Origin of the sequence: Mesorhizobium dulcispinae (assembly GCF_033977345.1) — a bacterium.
In the GTDB taxonomy this organism is placed as follows: Bacteria; Pseudomonadota; Alphaproteobacteria; order Rhizobiales; family Rhizobiaceae; genus Mesorhizobium; species Mesorhizobium dulcispinae.
Genome location: NZ_JAVIIY010000001.1, coordinates 823,105 through 837,027 on the forward strand (window position 1 = coordinate 823,105; position 13,923 = coordinate 837,027).

Annotated in this window: 11 protein-coding genes and 1 pseudogene; 9 read left to right on the top strand and 3 right to left on the bottom strand. The window is 63.9% G+C overall.

Annotation, left to right across the window (positions count from 1 at the left end; all coding sequences use genetic code 11):
• Positions 1–105 precede the first annotated feature (105 nt).
• Positions 106–1,353 (bottom strand): cytochrome-c peroxidase, encoded by a 1,248-nt coding sequence (locus tag RFN30_RS03955; RefSeq protein WP_320260806.1) that lies wholly within the window; start codon positions 1,351–1,353, stop codon positions 106–108.
• Positions 1,354–1,592: 239 nt separating this feature from the next.
• Between RFN30_RS03955 and RFN30_RS03960 the strand changes: the two genes are divergently transcribed.
• From RFN30_RS03960 to RFN30_RS03990, 8 genes and pseudogenes are all read left to right on the top strand, one after another.
• Complete coding sequence (locus RFN30_RS03960; RefSeq protein WP_320260807.1) at positions 1,593–2,015, top strand: OsmC family protein; 423 nt, start codon at positions 1,593–1,595, stop codon at positions 2,013–2,015.
• 220 nt (positions 2,016–2,235) lie between these two features.
• On the top strand, positions 2,236–2,763 hold the full coding sequence (locus RFN30_RS03965) for a carboxymuconolactone decarboxylase family protein (protein WP_320260808.1): 528 nt from the start codon (positions 2,236–2,238) through the stop codon (positions 2,761–2,763).
• A gap of 290 nt (positions 2,764–3,053) precedes the next feature.
• A complete protein-coding gene (locus RFN30_RS03970; RefSeq protein WP_320260809.1) occupies positions 3,054–3,797 on the top strand; it encodes a 2OG-Fe(II) oxygenase in 744 nt (247 codons plus the stop codon).
• A 340-nt stretch (positions 3,798–4,137) separates the two neighbouring features.
• Positions 4,138–5,760 carry an ABC-F family ATP-binding cassette domain-containing protein gene (locus tag RFN30_RS03975; RefSeq protein WP_320260810.1) on the top strand — a complete coding sequence of 541 codons (1,623 nt, stop codon included), beginning with the start codon at positions 4,138–4,140 and terminating at the stop codon, positions 5,758–5,760.
• A 328-nt stretch (positions 5,761–6,088) separates the two neighbouring features.
• Positions 6,089–7,489, top strand: a complete 1,401-nt coding sequence (locus RFN30_RS03980) for a selenium-binding protein SBP56-related protein (RefSeq protein ID WP_320260971.1) — start codon at positions 6,089–6,091, stop codon at positions 7,487–7,489.
• A 25-nt stretch (positions 7,490–7,514) separates the two neighbouring features.
• Complete coding sequence (locus RFN30_RS03985) at positions 7,515–8,180, top strand: hypothetical protein (RefSeq protein ID WP_320260811.1); 666 nt, start codon at positions 7,515–7,517, stop codon at positions 8,178–8,180.
• Positions 8,181–8,339: 159 nt separating this feature from the next.
• Positions 8,340–8,519 (top strand): annotated as a pseudogene (locus RFN30_RS32365) (hypothetical protein); the annotation flags it as partial.
• Between the two features lie 34 nt (positions 8,520–8,553).
• Positions 8,554–8,949: a hypothetical protein gene (locus RFN30_RS03990; protein ID WP_320260812.1), complete on the top strand. Its 396-nt coding sequence runs from the start codon at positions 8,554–8,556 to the stop codon at positions 8,947–8,949.
• A 50-nt stretch (positions 8,950–8,999) separates the two neighbouring features.
• Here RFN30_RS03990 and htpG read toward each other — a convergent pair whose 3' ends face one another.
• Positions 9,000–10,886: a molecular chaperone HtpG gene (gene htpG / locus RFN30_RS03995; protein WP_320260813.1), complete on the bottom strand. Its 1,887-nt coding sequence runs from the start codon at positions 10,884–10,886 to the stop codon at positions 9,000–9,002.
• 380 nt (positions 10,887–11,266) lie between these two features.
• Here htpG and RFN30_RS04000 point away from each other — a divergent pair, with 380 nt between their 5' ends.
• The gene (locus RFN30_RS04000) at positions 11,267–12,682 is read left to right on the top strand and encodes a hypothetical protein (protein ID WP_320260814.1); all 1,416 of its coding nucleotides are present in this window, start codon (positions 11,267–11,269) and stop codon (positions 12,680–12,682) included.
• 123 nt (positions 12,683–12,805) lie between these two features.
• On the opposite strand, the gene RFN30_RS04005 is transcribed toward RFN30_RS04000, so the two are convergent.
• On the bottom strand, positions 12,806–13,699 hold the full coding sequence (locus RFN30_RS04005) for a hypothetical protein (RefSeq protein ID WP_320260815.1): 894 nt from the start codon (positions 13,697–13,699) through the stop codon (positions 12,806–12,808).
• Between the last annotated feature and the right edge of the window lie 224 nt (positions 13,700–13,923).

The window sequence follows — 13,923 nt, forward strand, 5'->3', positions numbered from 1 at the left end:
CCTGTGATCTGGCCCACATAGAAGGCCCCATATTCGTCCGATATTCTCGATTCGATGCTGAACGGCAATCCGCACAACGCGCTTAGGCAATGGAGCCTTCGCGCCTCACTGCCCCGCCTGGTCGGCGTCGGTCAGCGTGCCGAGGAAGGCGACGATGTCGTCGATCTCGGCATCGGTCAGAGCCGGCTTGTCGCCGGGCTTTTTGCCGTTGAAGGGCGGATCCGTGTTGAGGTTTCCCCGGTAAGCTCTCGGCAGGTCGTCGAACTTCTCGACCATGCCGTCGGCGTTCTTCGGGTACCAGCGGCCCGGATCCGTGTCGCGGCTGGCGTAGAAGGCCACAGCCTCGCGCAGCGTGTGGAAATAGCCATTGTGGAAGAAGCTTTTGCGCAGCGCGACGTTGCGCAGCGTCGGCGTCTTGAAGAGGCCGCAATATTCGCTGTGGTCCTTGAAGTCGGTGCGCAGCGGGCCGCACAGGCCGAGGTCGAAATAGGCGGCGTCGGCATTGGCCGGGATCGCCGGGTTGCGCGGCACGGCAATGGCGATCAGGCCGAAATCGGTGAATTGCGGCGGCTCGCCGTCATTGGCGGGCTCGCTCAGATGGCAGCTTGCGCAATTGCCCTTGGCTTCGTCCTCGAACAGCGCGCGGCCGCGCAGCTCCTGCGCCGTCAGTTGCGCCTTGCCGGCAAGGAAAGCGTCGTAGCGGCTGGAATAAGGATAGAAATCGACGCTGCTCTGCTCGAAGGTGCCGAGCGCCTCGACTGCGGCATCGAAGGCATCTTGCGGATGGTCGAAGACATCGACGCCGAACGCCGCCCTGAACGCATCGGCATAGGGCGCCTTGCGCAAGGCGGCGACAACGGCCGCTTCATCCTTGTTGGCCATTTCGAAGGGCGACAGCAGCGGGATCCTGGCCTGGTCCTTGCCGTGGTCGGCGCGGCCATCCCAGGTCAACCCGCCGGTCGGGCCGTTGTCGACGCTCTCGTCGCCTTCGTCCTCGGAGTCGTAAAAATGCTCGGTGAAGGCGGGCGCCGCCTGCAGGTAGCGAAGCGACGGCACAGCGCGCTGGCCGGGCTGGTCGAGGTTGGGTCCGCCCAGCTCGACCGGTGCGGCCGAGGCCGGTCCGAAGGCGTGGTTGGGATCGTGGCAGGACGAGCAGGCCTGCTTGCCCGAGGCCGACAGCGTTGGGTCGAAAAACATCTGCCGCCCGAGCGCCGTCAGCGCCTCGGCGCGCGCGAGAGCTTCCGCACGCGACATCGGACCGGGATGGACGCTGCCCGCCGGAACGCCGTCAGCGGGCCACAGGATGATGGTGGATGCAAGCGCCGCGAGCGCGGCGGGTTTCCATCGTGTCATGGCCGTCAATCCCGTCTGCTATTGGCGCAGGTGCACATCGCCACGGATTGTTGACTGGCAAAACGCAATTGCCAAGCTGAATACGCCTCATCCGACCGCTTCGCGGACTTCCCCTCTTGCAATAAGAGAAAGGGGAGCCTGGGGTGGGCAATGACGGGCTACGTCGGATCTCTGCGATTGCCGAGATGAATCTCAGTCCGCTATGAGAGCTCCGCCAACCACCGGACCGAGGACATGTCATGAGCGAGCTGAAGATCAGAACCCGCGCAACCGGCGCTTTGGCCGTCCTGGCGCCGGGCGGCCTGCCTGCGGTCACGACGCCGACCGGCGGCGCGCTTGATGTGGTGACGTCGGTGAGCGCGCCGGGCTTCAACCCGCTCGACCTGCTCTATGCCTCCTTGGCCGCCTGCATGGTGCTCAGCGCCCGCATCGCCGCAACGCGCCTCGGCGTCGCCGACCGGCTTGGCGAGGTGAGGGCGGACGTGGCCGGCGAGAAGGCGAAGGACGAGCCGTCGCGCGTCGAGACGTTCAGCATCAGGTTGGAGATCGCCGGCGATCTCGACGCGGCCACCAAGCAGCGCATCGTCGAGGACGCCGAGACCATCTGCACCGTCTCCAACACGCTGCGCGGCGCGCCCGAATTGCGCGCAACGCTGGGGTGAGGGCGTTTCAGAATGTGGGTTCCTCGCCCCCGCCAGAGGCGGGGGAGAGGTGGCCGCAAAGCGGCCGGAGAGGGGGCCCTCGTAGAGCATATCGTTCCAAAACTGGAATCGCCGCGCCACTCCCCCGCTCCGTCTCGGCTTCGCCGAGCCACCTCTCCCCCACATTCGTGGGGGCGAGGAACGGCTAATCGCCTAAAGCTGCCACTCCGAAGGAATAACCATGGCGCATCTTTCCCCGATCGATTACGCGACGGCTTCCGCCGAAATCCGCACCGAGCATGACCGGGAGCTCGCGCTGCGCGGCCGCATGACCAACATGAAGCGCATCCTGCTGCACTCGCCGGCCGCGCACCGCATCTACGCCGAATGGTTCACGCTGCGCGATCTGCTCAGGCCTACACTCGACGACCGCGCCATCTGGCTGCTCTCGACGGCGATCGCCGAGACGATGCGGGCCGAAATCCCGGTCGCCTTCTTCCGCCGCGCGCTGATCGATTCCGGCCTCGATCCGGAAACGATCGAGCCCACCGCCGACGAGGCGCTGCTGATGAAGTTCGGCAAGGCGATCGCCGCCGATGCCAACGCCGTTCCCGACGAGACTTGGGCCGCGCTCAAAGCGCGCTACGACGAGACGCTGCTGGTCAACCTCGTCGCCTTCGCCGGCATCATGGTGGCGACGTGCGTGTTTACCAATGCGGTGAAGGTGGAGCTCGATCCGGAGCTGGAGGCGTATCGGCGCAAAGCATAGGGCCTAGGCCGCGTTCCTTCGCGCCCCCCTCTGTCCTGCCGGACATCTCCCCCACTTGGGGGGGGAGATCGGCCGTGGCGTCGGCCTTCGCCAATCGCCAACGTTGCAGGAAGGGTGCCATCGCCAAAGCTGCCAATCTCCCCCCTTGTGGGGGAGATGTCCGGCAGGACAGAGGGGGGCGCTGTCCCGCCAGCGTCTCCAATGATCTCACTCCCGCCTTGTCATGAAACGGGTGGTCTGCTCCCACTGCCCGCACCATCTTCGGGACAAGCAAGCGATGGAGCCAACTCATGACCGTCCACTCCCTCAACACCAAGCGCGCCGGCCGCTCCGCCGAATCCCGCGTCGCGGCACAGGACTGGCGCGCTATGATCTCCGAGCTCAACGCTCAGGGCTGCGCCGTCATGCCGGGCCTGCTATCGCCCGAGGAGTGCGCCGAAATCGCCTCCCTCTATCCGCACGAGGAGCATTTTCGCAGCCATGTGGTGATGGCGCGCCACGGCTTCGGTCGGGGCGAGTATCGTTATTTCAAGTATCCGCTGCCGGATCTGATCGAGGGCCTGCGCACCGCGCTCTATCCGCGGCTCGCAACCGTCGCCAATGACTGGAACGAGAAGATGGGTGCAGCCCTTCGCTACCCGGCCGATCACGCCGCCTTGCTGAAGCGTTGCCACGACGAGGGCCAGACCAAGCCGACGCCGCTGCTCTTGCAGTACGGCCCCGGCGACTTCAACTGCCTGCACCAGGACCTTTACGGCGCGCTCGCCTTTCCGCTACAGGTGGCGATCCTGCTGTCGGAGCCGGGCGAGGATTTTTCCGGCGGCGAATTCGTGCTCACCGAACAGCGCCCGCGCATGCAGAGCCGCGCCGAGGTGGTGCCGCTGAAGCGCGGCGACGCGGTGATCTTCGCCGTGCACAACCGGCCGGTGCAGGGCACGAAGGGCTATTATCGGGTCAACCTGCGCCACGGCGTCAGCCGATTGCGCTCAGGCCTGCGCCATACGGTAGGCATAATCTTCCACGACGCGAAATAGAGCGCGGCGAACGAACTGCTGATCTCCCCCCTTGTGGGGGAGATGCCCGGCAGGGCAGAGGGGGGCGCGAAGGATCGCGGCGTTCGACATCGCATCGAGAAGCGCCTTAAACTCGAATACCGGCCAGCGAAGCTGGAGCGGCAATGGCTGAAAGGCGGGACAGCGCCCCCCTCTGTCCTGCCGGCCATCTCCCCCACTTGGGGGGAAATTGGCTGTCGCCGCCGCCTTCGCCAATTTTCGTCGTCTCGTCTGCGGCGTTTGCGCTCTTCCCTCTGCACCCGCATTCGCGTATTGCCCCCGGCAAATCCCGCCATCTCAGCGCAGTGACCCGGACCGCCCCATGATCCGTCTCGAAAGCATCGGCAAGCAAAACGGCCGCCAGATCGTCTTCATTGAAGCCTCGGCCGCCTTGCAGAAGGGCGAGAAGATCGGGCTTGTCGGCCCGAACGGCGCCGGCAAGACGACGCTGTTCCGCATGATCATCGGTGAGGAGCAGCCTGACGAGGGCCAGGTCTCCGTCGATCGCGGTGTCACCATCGGTTATTTCAGCCAGGATGTCGGCGACATGGGTGGCATGAGCGCCGTCGCCGAAGTCATGGAAGGCGCCGGGCCGGTAAGCGCCGTCGCCGCCGAGATGCGCGAGCTCGAGCATGCCATGGGCGATCCCGACCGCGCCGACGAGATGGACGCTATCATCGAGCGCTACGGCGAATTGCAGCACCGTTTCGAGGAGCTCGACGGCTATGCGCTGGACGGCCGCGCGCGTGAAGTTCTCGATGGCCTCGGCTTCTCTCAGGAGATGATGGATGGCGACGTGGCAAAGCTCTCCGGCGGCTGGAAGATGCGCGTCGCGCTCGCCCGCATCCTTTTGATGCGGCCCGACGTCATGCTGCTCGACGAGCCGAGCAACCATCTCGACCTCGAAAGCCTGATCTGGCTGGAGAAATTCCTGAAAGACTATGACGGCGCGCTGTTGATGACCTCGCACGACCGCGAGTTCATGAACCGCATTGTCTCCAAGGTCATCGAGATCGACGCCGGCGCGCTCACCTCCTATTCCGGCAATTACGAATTCTACCAGGAGCAGCGGGCGCTGGCCGACAAGCAGCAGCAGGCGCAGTTCGAGCGCCAGCAGGCGATGCTCGCCAAGGAGATCGCCTTCATCGAGCGCTTCAAGGCGCGCGCTTCCCATGCCGCCCAGGTGCAAAGCCGGGTGAAGAAGCTCGACAAGATCGACCGCGTCGAGCCGCCGAAGCGGCGCCAGACGGTGGCCTTCGAGTTCCAGCCGGCGCCGCGCTGCGGCGAGGACGTGGCGACGCTGAAGAACATCCACAAATCCTATGGCAGCCGCTCGATCTATTCAGGCCTCGATTTCCAGATCCGCCGCCGCGAACGCTGGTGCGTGATGGGCGTCAACGGCGCCGGCAAGTCGACGCTGTTGAAGCTGGTCGCCGGTGCTTCCGAGCCCGACGAGGGGACGGTGGCGCGCGGCCCGAGCGTCAAGATGGGCTATTTCGCCCAGCACGCCATGGACCTGCTCGACGGTGAGCGCACCGTGTTCCAGACGCTGGAGGACAATTTCCCGCAGGCCGGCCAGGCGCCGCTGCGCGCGCTTGCCGGCTGCTTCGGCTTTTCCGGCGACGAGATCGAGAAGAAGTGCCGCGTGTTGTCAGGTGGCGAGAAGGCCAGGCTGGTGATGGCGCTGATGCTCTTCGACCCGCCCAACTTGCTGGTGCTCGACGAGCCGACCAACCACCTCGACATGGCGACCAAGCAGATGCTGATCGAGGCGCTCGCGCAATATGAAGGCACGATGCTCTTCGTCTCACACGACCGCCATTTCCTGGCCGCGCTGTCGAACCGGGTCCTGGAGCTGACGCCGGACGGCATCCACACCTATGGCGGCGGTTATACGGAATACGTCGCCCGCACCGGCCAGGAAGCGCCGGGGCTGAGAGGGTAGGGAAGAGCGGGTGTCGGCCCAAGGCCGGGGGGCACCGGCCCTTGGCCGGTTTGCGCGCCAGATCCAGACATTCCGACATAGCGAAGTTTGACCGTGCGTTGCCTGCCAACCTTGACATTGCCGCGGCTCACCCAGGCAGTCTGGTGGCGCTCGTCACGCACAAGTCGAGATTGCCGTTCTCCGAAATCCGTGAGATTCTTCTGAAAGCCGCACGAAAACAGCGTGCGAAAAGCAAAGCGCCCCGACCTTTTCGGCGGGCATCGAAGCGCATCACAGGTCGTGCCCCTGATTGTCGGTCGGGCTGCTTAACCCGCCAAGGAGGACGACAATGACCTTACGGCCGGACCCGACTTTCCACGCGACCGCCAAGCTCGCAATGCAGGCGCCAGTCGAAAACTTTGCCTACACTTTGATGTTGAGTGCCGATTTCTCTCAGCCTGATGGACTCGCAATAGTTGACGTAAACCCGGAGTCGAAGGACTGCGGCAAGATCGTCCACAGCGTGACAATGCCGAACAAGGGCGACGAGTTTCACCACTTCGGCTGGAACGCTTGCTCTTCGGCCCTGTCGCCGCTGAACGGCCACCCGTTTCTCGAGCGCCGTTTTCTGATAATCCCCGGCATGAGATCTTCGCGCATCTACGTTGTGGACACCAAGGGCGGACCAACCAAGGCCAAGATCCACAAAATCATCGAGCCGGAAGAAGTATTTGCCAAGACCGGCTATTCCAGGCCTCATACGATTCACTGCGGGCCGGAAGGCATTTATGTCTCGACCCTTGGCGGCGGTGGCCCTGACGGCACCGACGGACCTCCCGGCATCTTTGTCATGGATTGCCAGACGTTCGACGTCATAGGGCGCTACGAGATCGATCGCGGGCCACAGAACAAGCAGTATGATTTCTGGTGGAACCTGCCGCGCGACTACATGGTGTCGAGCGAGTGGGCACTTCCACCCCAATTCGAGAACGGCATCGTCCCGGAAGATCTCCTGTCGAACAAATACGGACACCGGGTGCATTTCTGGAATCTGCGCGAACGCAGGAACGTGCAGACCATTGATCTGGGAGCCAACCACCAGATGGCCCTGGAAGTCCGCCCTGCGCATGACCCGGTAAAGGAATACGGTTTCGTTGGAGTGGTCGTCGACACGACAAACCTCGAGGGATCGATCTGGACATGGTGGCGCGAGGACGGCAAGTTCCATTGCGAAAAGACGGCGACTATCCCGCCGGAGGCAGCCGCGAAGGATGACCTGCCTCCGCTCCTGCAGGGTTTCGAGGCGGTTCCGCCGCTGGTAAGCGACATAGACCTGTCGCTCGATGACCGCTTTCTCTACGCTTCCTGCTGGGGCACCGGTGAGATGCGCCAGTATGATGTGACCGATCCGATGAAGCCCAGGCTTGCAGGGTCCGTCCATATTGGCGGCATTGCGCGCAAGACCAAGCATCCCGGCGGCGGCGACTATCGGGGCGGACCGCAGATGGTCGAGATCAGCCGCGACGGCAAACGCGTCTACTGGACCAACTCGCTCTATTCGACCTGGGACGACCAGTTCTATACCGGGGGCATCCCGGCAGCGATGGTCAAGGCCAATGTCGGCGAGAACGGCGGGATCACCCTGGACAAGGACTTCTACGTCAAGTTCCCCGAGGGGTATCGCTCGCACCAGATTCGCCTGGAAGGCGGCGACTGCTCTACGGATTCATTCTGCTATCCGTCGGTGTAATCGACTTGCCCGGGCGGATGAGGCGATGAGCGAGTGGACAACGGCCGGCCTCTGGCTGGCCGTCGTCGCCAGCGGCATCTATCACGGCGTCAATCCCGGCATGGGCTGGCCGTTGGCCGTCTCGGCCGGACTGTTGGACAGGCGCACCGGCGAATTGTTCCGGGCGCTCGGCCTTTTGGCAACGGGACACTTTGTGGCAATGCTTGGTATCCTGCTGCCTTTCGGCGCGATGCTGACGCTGATTGCCTGGGAACGACAGATTCGCATCGCTGCGGGGTTGATCGTGGTCGCAGCCGGGGTCTATCTCTTGTTCAATCGGCGCCACCCGCGTGTTCTTGTCCGTATCCCGCCGGCGCAGCTCGCCTTGTGGTCCTTCGCGGCCGCCACGGCGCATGGTGCTGGGCTGATGCTGGTGCCGATTTATCTGGGCCTATGCCAAACCGGGGAACATGACGTTGGGCACCAAGCGGCCGCCACCCTCGCGGCCGGTAATCTCATCACGGCCATTACCGTCTCCATGGTCCATACAGCCGCCATGGTTGCAAGCGGCGGCATTATCGCCATTGCCGTCTTTCGATGGCTCGGACCCAAGTTCATCTCACAAAGCTGGTTCAATCTCGACATTATGTGGGCCGTAAGCCTGATCCTGGTGGGGGGAGTTGGGATCGCAAGCCTCGGATTCGCTCGATGAGTTGTACGCATTTGGCGAAGTAATTCTCCCCTTTCCACGAATGTCGGAGAAGGGGCCGAAGCTGCCGTTCGCCAATGTCCATCCTGGCAAAAGCGGCGGAACGCAGCCCGGCTCTGTGCCGGTGCACGGCTTCGCATCTGTAGCGATGCCAATCGGGATCAAGCCACGATGCTGTTCGTCTCGCCCGGCCGCCATTTCCTGGCCGCGCGTGCCAAACGCGTGCTGGAGCTAACGCCCGAGGGCATCCACACCTATGGCGGCGGCTACACGGAATATGTGGCGAGGACCTGCCAGGAAGCGCCGGGGCTGCGGGGGGGTAGGCGGGCTACTCGCCCTTAGCGGAATTTAAAGCCAACGCGTTTAAGGCGAAGCCATGCTGCCGAAGCGGCTTCGACAACTTCCCTACGTGGTTCATACGAACCGCGAACTCGGCTTGATGCTTGGAGGGCTGAAGCCGGTCGCATACTTCATCGCCATTTCCGGCCGGGAACCGGATTGCCTCATCAGATACTGGCGAATGTTCGACAGGCATGTGGGCCTGGGTCGCTTCATCAAGCGTGAATTTCGCGAACCAGTCCCTGACCGGCCGCAATTTCAGTGCCGCTCGATATTCTATTCATTGCCCGGCGAGGAGTGGCGTATCGATGCTCTTCGGATGCTCCTTGCTCAACCTGGCGCGTGGTCCGACGATCGCGAGCGCCGATTTGGCGAACTGCTTGGCTACGAAGACTGGCAGAACGATTACTGGTTGAGCCGTCGAGGCGCTTAGTCTAGCCCGCGCCCGACGGTTCATCTTCCGGAAGGACGCCTTTGCCCCAATCACCCCTTCGCCAATCCCCGCTCGATCAGCCTCGCCAGGCGCGCGGAGAACGCCTTCGCATCCGCCGGCTTGTCGCCATCGAGCACGCGCGCCTCGTCGTAGAGGAGATGCGCGGCATCCTCCTTGAAGGCGCGCTCGTCGTCGCCGAGTTTCGCCAGCGCCGCGACGCGCTCGTGCCGCGGGTTGATCTCGAGGATCGGCTTCGCCGCCTTGTCGAGGCGGCCGGCAGCATTGAGCAAGCGCTCGAACTGGCGATCGGGACCATGCTCCGGCGCGACCAGGCAGACCGCGCTTTCGGTCAGGCGGTCGGAGGCTTTCACATCCGAGACCTCGTCTCCCAGCGCGGTCTTCACGAAAGCGAGGAAGCTGTCGATTTCCGGCGTCATCGCCGCTTCCGATTTCGCCGCAGTGTCGAGCAGCGGGATCTCCGAAAGGTCGGCCGCGCCCTGCGTGACCGACTTGAACGGCTTGCCGTCGAACTCCGGCGCCATCGTCGTCCAGAAACTGTCGACCGGGTCGGTCAAGAGCAGCACCTCGATGCCGCGCGCCCGAAAACCTTCGAGTTGCGGCGAGGCTTCGAGCCGGGCGCGGTCGTCGCCGGCCATGAAGAAGATCGCCTTCTGGCCTTCCTTCAACGCCGCGACGTAGTCGGCCAGGCTGCGCAAGGCATCGCCGGAGGTGGTAGACCGGAAGCGCGCGAGTTTCAGAAGCTGCTCACGCCGCTCGTAATCCTCGTAGATGCCTTCCTTGAGCACGACGCCGAAATTCTCCCATATCTTGGCATAAGCCTCGGCATCGTTATCGGCTGTTTTGGCGAGGTCGCCGAGCACGCGGCTGGTCACGCCCTTGCGGATCGCGGCAAGCAGCGGGCTTTGCTGGATCATCTCGCGCGAGACGTTGAGCGGCAGGTCGGCCGAATCGATCAGCCCGCGCACGAAGCGCAGGTAGCGCGGCAAGACGTCGGCATCGTCGGTGATGAAGACGCGCCGCACATAGAGCTTCATGCGGCCCTTGCGGTCCTGGTCGAAGAGGTCGAACGGGCGCGATCCGGGTACGAAGGCAAGCACGCTGTATTCCTGCCGCCCCTCCGCGCGGAAGTGGATCGTTGAGGCCGGCTCATCATACTGGCCGGCGACGCTGCGGTAGAAGTCGGTGTATTCTTCCGGCTTGATCTCGCTCTTTTGCCTTACCCAGAGCGCGGTGCCGTCGGCAACGTCGCGCGGCTCAGCGCCCGGCTTCTCGATCAGCGTGATCGGCACCGGCACGTGGCCGGAGTGCGACTTCGCCAGCCCTTCGAGCCGGTAAGGCGTGGTGTAGGAGGTTGCATCCTCCATCAGGTGCAGCACGACGCGCGTGCCGCGCTTGGGTGCTGCGGCAAGCGGCACCGGCGCGATCTCGTAGGTGCCCTTGCCGTCGGACGACCAGCGCCAGGCTTCCTCGCTGCCGGCCTGGCGGCTGATCACGTCGACATGATCGGCCACCATGAAGACCGAGTAGAAGCCGACGCCGAACTGGCCGATCAGTGCCGAGTCGTCCGTCGCCTTGCCGGCCTCGACGCGCTCGATGAAGGCGCGCGTGCCGGATCGCGCGATGGTGCCCAGCGCCTCGGCCATCTCGTCGCGGCCCATGCCGATGCCGTTGTCCTCGACGGCGAGCTGCTTGTTGTCCGGGTCGGCGGAAATGGCGATGCGCGGCTTTGCGTCCTCGCCCAGCAATTCGGGGCGGGTGATCGCCTCAAAGCGCAGCTTCTCGCAGGCATCGGCGCCGTTGGAGATCAGCTCGCGCAGGAAGACGTCCCGGTCGGAATAGACCGAATGCACCATCATGTGCAGCAGCCGCGAGACGTCCGCCTCGAATGTCCTCGTTTCGGTCTTGGTATCCGTCATCTAAACTTTCCCACGTCTTCTTTTTGCCCGTCGCGCCGAAACGCGTCCAGGATTTCATCCTTCGACCATTTTAATTGTGCCGGCGGCGCCCGGCCGGGAGCCGCCCTCGGTACGACAATATCGTGACGAGACGCGAAGGCAACAAGAGGTTGGGTTGCGGGTCGATGCGGGTGAGGCATTCGGGCGCTCGCGAGGTCGAAAAAGGCACTTGCCGCACTCGGCAGAGGTGACGCTGGCGGAACATCGCGCAAGCGTTTGGAAACCCATGATAACCTTAATTCCTTCCTTCTTTCGGTTAGGCTTCCCGCGCGGAACGTAAAGGGATAAATTAGTAATTCGTTAAGTAATACGGCGGGCGTGAGCGTAAGAGGTGTGCCGTCATGAATTTCAAATCCCTGATCAAGCGGGCCGAAGACGTAGACAAGGAATTTCAGGAGCTCCAGTCGGATCTCGCGGAGGCTTTCGAGGAATGTCTTTCGGCTGACGAACAGACGTCCCAACAAGACGAAGCGGCCGCCGATGTGGCGGCATGCGAAGAGGATCCGCCGGCCCAGGCCCAGTCCGAGGCTTCCGCCTCACGGCTGACGCCGCACACCCAGACACGGTTGGCGGCCTTGGAAGCCGTTGCCGGGCTTTTCCGCGACGGACAGGGCCATCTGGAGGAGATCGGGGCGAGGCTGGCCGAGATCGCCACCGCGCATCAGATGACGCGCGAGATCCTGAACGTCCTGCACCGCGATGCGCTTCGCGCCAATGAGCTGGAGTTGGAGAACGCCGCTCTGGGCGTCGAACATAAGGCCTTGTCGGAGCAACTGCTCGACGCCGCCAGGAAGCAGCGCGAACGCGACGGCGCGGCCGAGGCTTGGCAGCAGCGCGAGGCAAGCCTTGTCCAGGACCGGGAGTCGCTGCGCGAGGCGCTCGCGGCGGTGCGGCTCGAGCTGGTCGAGATGGGCAATGAGAGCGCCAGGCGCGAGGCGGAGTTCGGCGAGATCGTCAAGACGCTGACGGCCAAGACGGTCGAAGCCGACAAGCGTGCTGCCGAGAACAAGCTCTTGCGTGAAAAGCAGGTCGGCCTTTCTGTCGACCTTGAGCAGGCGCAAAAGCGCGAGGCGGAAGCCCGGCACAAGTTCGACGAGTTCGCGGCAACCCACGCCAACGAAACCGCGCGAATTGCCGAGCTGATGACGCAGATCGGCAGTCACGAAAAGGAAGAGGCGCGGCTGCAGAAGTCGCTCGAGATCACGCAGGCCAAGCTTGCGGAGATAACCGAGGCGGCCAGCATCGCCGAAAGCGATGGCGCGTCGGAACTGGCGCGCAGCCAGGCGGAGCTGCGCGGCTTGCGCTCCGAGATCCAGGAGCTGCAATCGCGGCTGGAGCAGGCCTCCAACGACAAGACTGAAGCCGCGGCCGAGACGATGAGGCTCAAGGCACGGCTGAACGATGCCGAGACCGAACGGCAGATCGCGGAGGAAAGGCTGGCCGTTCTCAAGAACGAGAGCGAAATCGACAAGAAGAACCTGTCGGTGGTCAGCACCAACCTATCGCAGCTTTCGCTGCAGCAGGCGTCCGAGCAGATCCAGCTCGATATCCAGAAGCAGGAATGCGAGGATCTGCGCGCCGAGATCGCGACGCTCAACGCCCGCATCAAGGAACTGCTGCCCTACGAGAGGCTGCACCGGGTAACGGATGCGAGAGCGCGCAAGGACATTCTGCCCGTGACCAACGGCATCATCGCCGAGGCCGCGCGCCCGACCCCGCGGCGCAACAGCCGACGCATTCGCGCCAACGCAAGCTAATGCATGTCGCCCAAAAGTGCGCGGCGGTTTTGGGAAAACGACATGCATAAAAACAAAGACTTAAAGCGCGTCGCCTGAATGCGTTTCAGCGTGACGCGCTTTAAGAGTCAGGCAGTCGTGGTGCTACTGGCCGGCCATGTGGTCGGCCAGCGCCTGCGCCTCCGCAAGCAGCGCCGGGAAAGACGCCTCGCCCGGCAGGCGCTCACCCATGCAGGCGCGATAGTCGCCGTCGCCTTTTTCCCAGGCGGCGTTGGCGGAATCATAGGCTTGCTGGTCCTTGAGGTCCGAGCTCTGATAGGTCTCCTGGAATTTCTGGGCTGTGGCATCCGCCGCGGTCCAAAGCGCCTCGCAGGCCGCGATCTTCGGCACGGGCGGCGATGCGGGCGCCTCGGCTATGAGCACGCGGTCACCCTTGACCACCGCGACGACGACCTGCTGGTCATAGATCGGCCCCACGTCTTGCGTCCAGCCGCCGAGCCTGGCGACGGCGATATCGGCGCCTTCGGGCTTCTTCAGTGAAAAGTCGAGCGTCTTCACGAATGCAGCGTCCGCGCCGATGGCCTGGGTGTAGAAGGCGTCGAGCTTGAGCGCCTCATCTAGGCCCGCCGGCAGCCTGAGGCTTTCATCGTCCTCGTCAGCCTTGGACTGCAGCCAGCGCCCGACCAGCCCGCGCGTCGTCGCCACGATGCTCGGGCCTTCGTCGCTCTTGGCGTAGCGCAGCCCGTCGAGCATGCCGAAGCCGATGTCGGAGGCGCTGAGGCTTTCGAGATTGATCGTCCCGGTTGCCGGAAAATCCTTGACCGAAAGCGGACCGAGAATGGCGGAAAGACGCTTTTCGAGATCGGCCTGCGCCTTGGTGTTCGCGGCATCGAGCGTCTCCACTTGAGCATTCGAGCTTTCCAGCGCCGCGATGTCGGAAATCGCCTTGTCGCGCGCCGCGATATAGTCGTCCTCCGGCGAGGCTGCGAAAGCCACGCCGCCCGCGAGCGCGAATAGAAGCGTCCAGACCAGCCGCATGATGAAAACCTCCCGCTCTGCGTTCTGCCCCAATGACATACGCACATCTGAAGACAAGATTGGGCTAAAAAAAGACTGCGAGCGCCGGCCACGCAAATCTCCCCCCTTGAGGGGGAGATGGCCGCGAAGCGGCCAGAGGGGGTCGCCGCGCGTGGAGCGCCGAAGCCTTCCTCGGCGAGAGAGGTTGGCGACCTATGTGAGACGACCCCCTCTGTCGCCTTCGG

Excerpts from the sequence above, each read along its gene's own strand:
- RFN30_RS03955 (WP_320260806.1), bottom strand. The coding sequence starts at position 1,353 with ATGACACGATGGAAACCCGCCGCGCTCGCGGCGCTTGCATCCACCATC.
- RFN30_RS03960 (WP_320260807.1), top strand. The coding sequence starts at position 1,593 with ATGAGCGAGCTGAAGATCAGAACCCGCGCAACCGGCGCTTTGGCCGTC.
- RFN30_RS03965 (WP_320260808.1), top strand. The coding sequence starts at position 2,236 with ATGGCGCATCTTTCCCCGATCGATTACGCGACGGCTTCCGCCGAAATC.
- RFN30_RS03970 (WP_320260809.1), top strand. The coding sequence starts at position 3,054 with ATGACCGTCCACTCCCTCAACACCAAGCGCGCCGGCCGCTCCGCCGAA.
- RFN30_RS03975 (WP_320260810.1), top strand. The coding sequence starts at position 4,138 with ATGATCCGTCTCGAAAGCATCGGCAAGCAAAACGGCCGCCAGATCGTC.
- RFN30_RS03980 (WP_320260971.1), top strand. The coding sequence starts at position 6,089 with ATGACCTTACGGCCGGACCCGACTTTCCACGCGACCGCCAAGCTCGCA.
- RFN30_RS03985 (WP_320260811.1), top strand. The coding sequence starts at position 7,515 with ATGAGCGAGTGGACAACGGCCGGCCTCTGGCTGGCCGTCGTCGCCAGC.
- RFN30_RS03990 (WP_320260812.1), top strand. The coding sequence starts at position 8,554 with ATGCTGCCGAAGCGGCTTCGACAACTTCCCTACGTGGTTCATACGAAC.
- htpG (WP_320260813.1), bottom strand. The coding sequence starts at position 10,886 with ATGACGGATACCAAGACCGAAACGAGGACATTCGAGGCGGACGTCTCG.
- RFN30_RS04000 (WP_320260814.1), top strand. The coding sequence starts at position 11,267 with ATGAATTTCAAATCCCTGATCAAGCGGGCCGAAGACGTAGACAAGGAA.
- RFN30_RS04005 (WP_320260815.1), bottom strand. The coding sequence starts at position 13,699 with ATGCGGCTGGTCTGGACGCTTCTATTCGCGCTCGCGGGCGGCGTGGCT.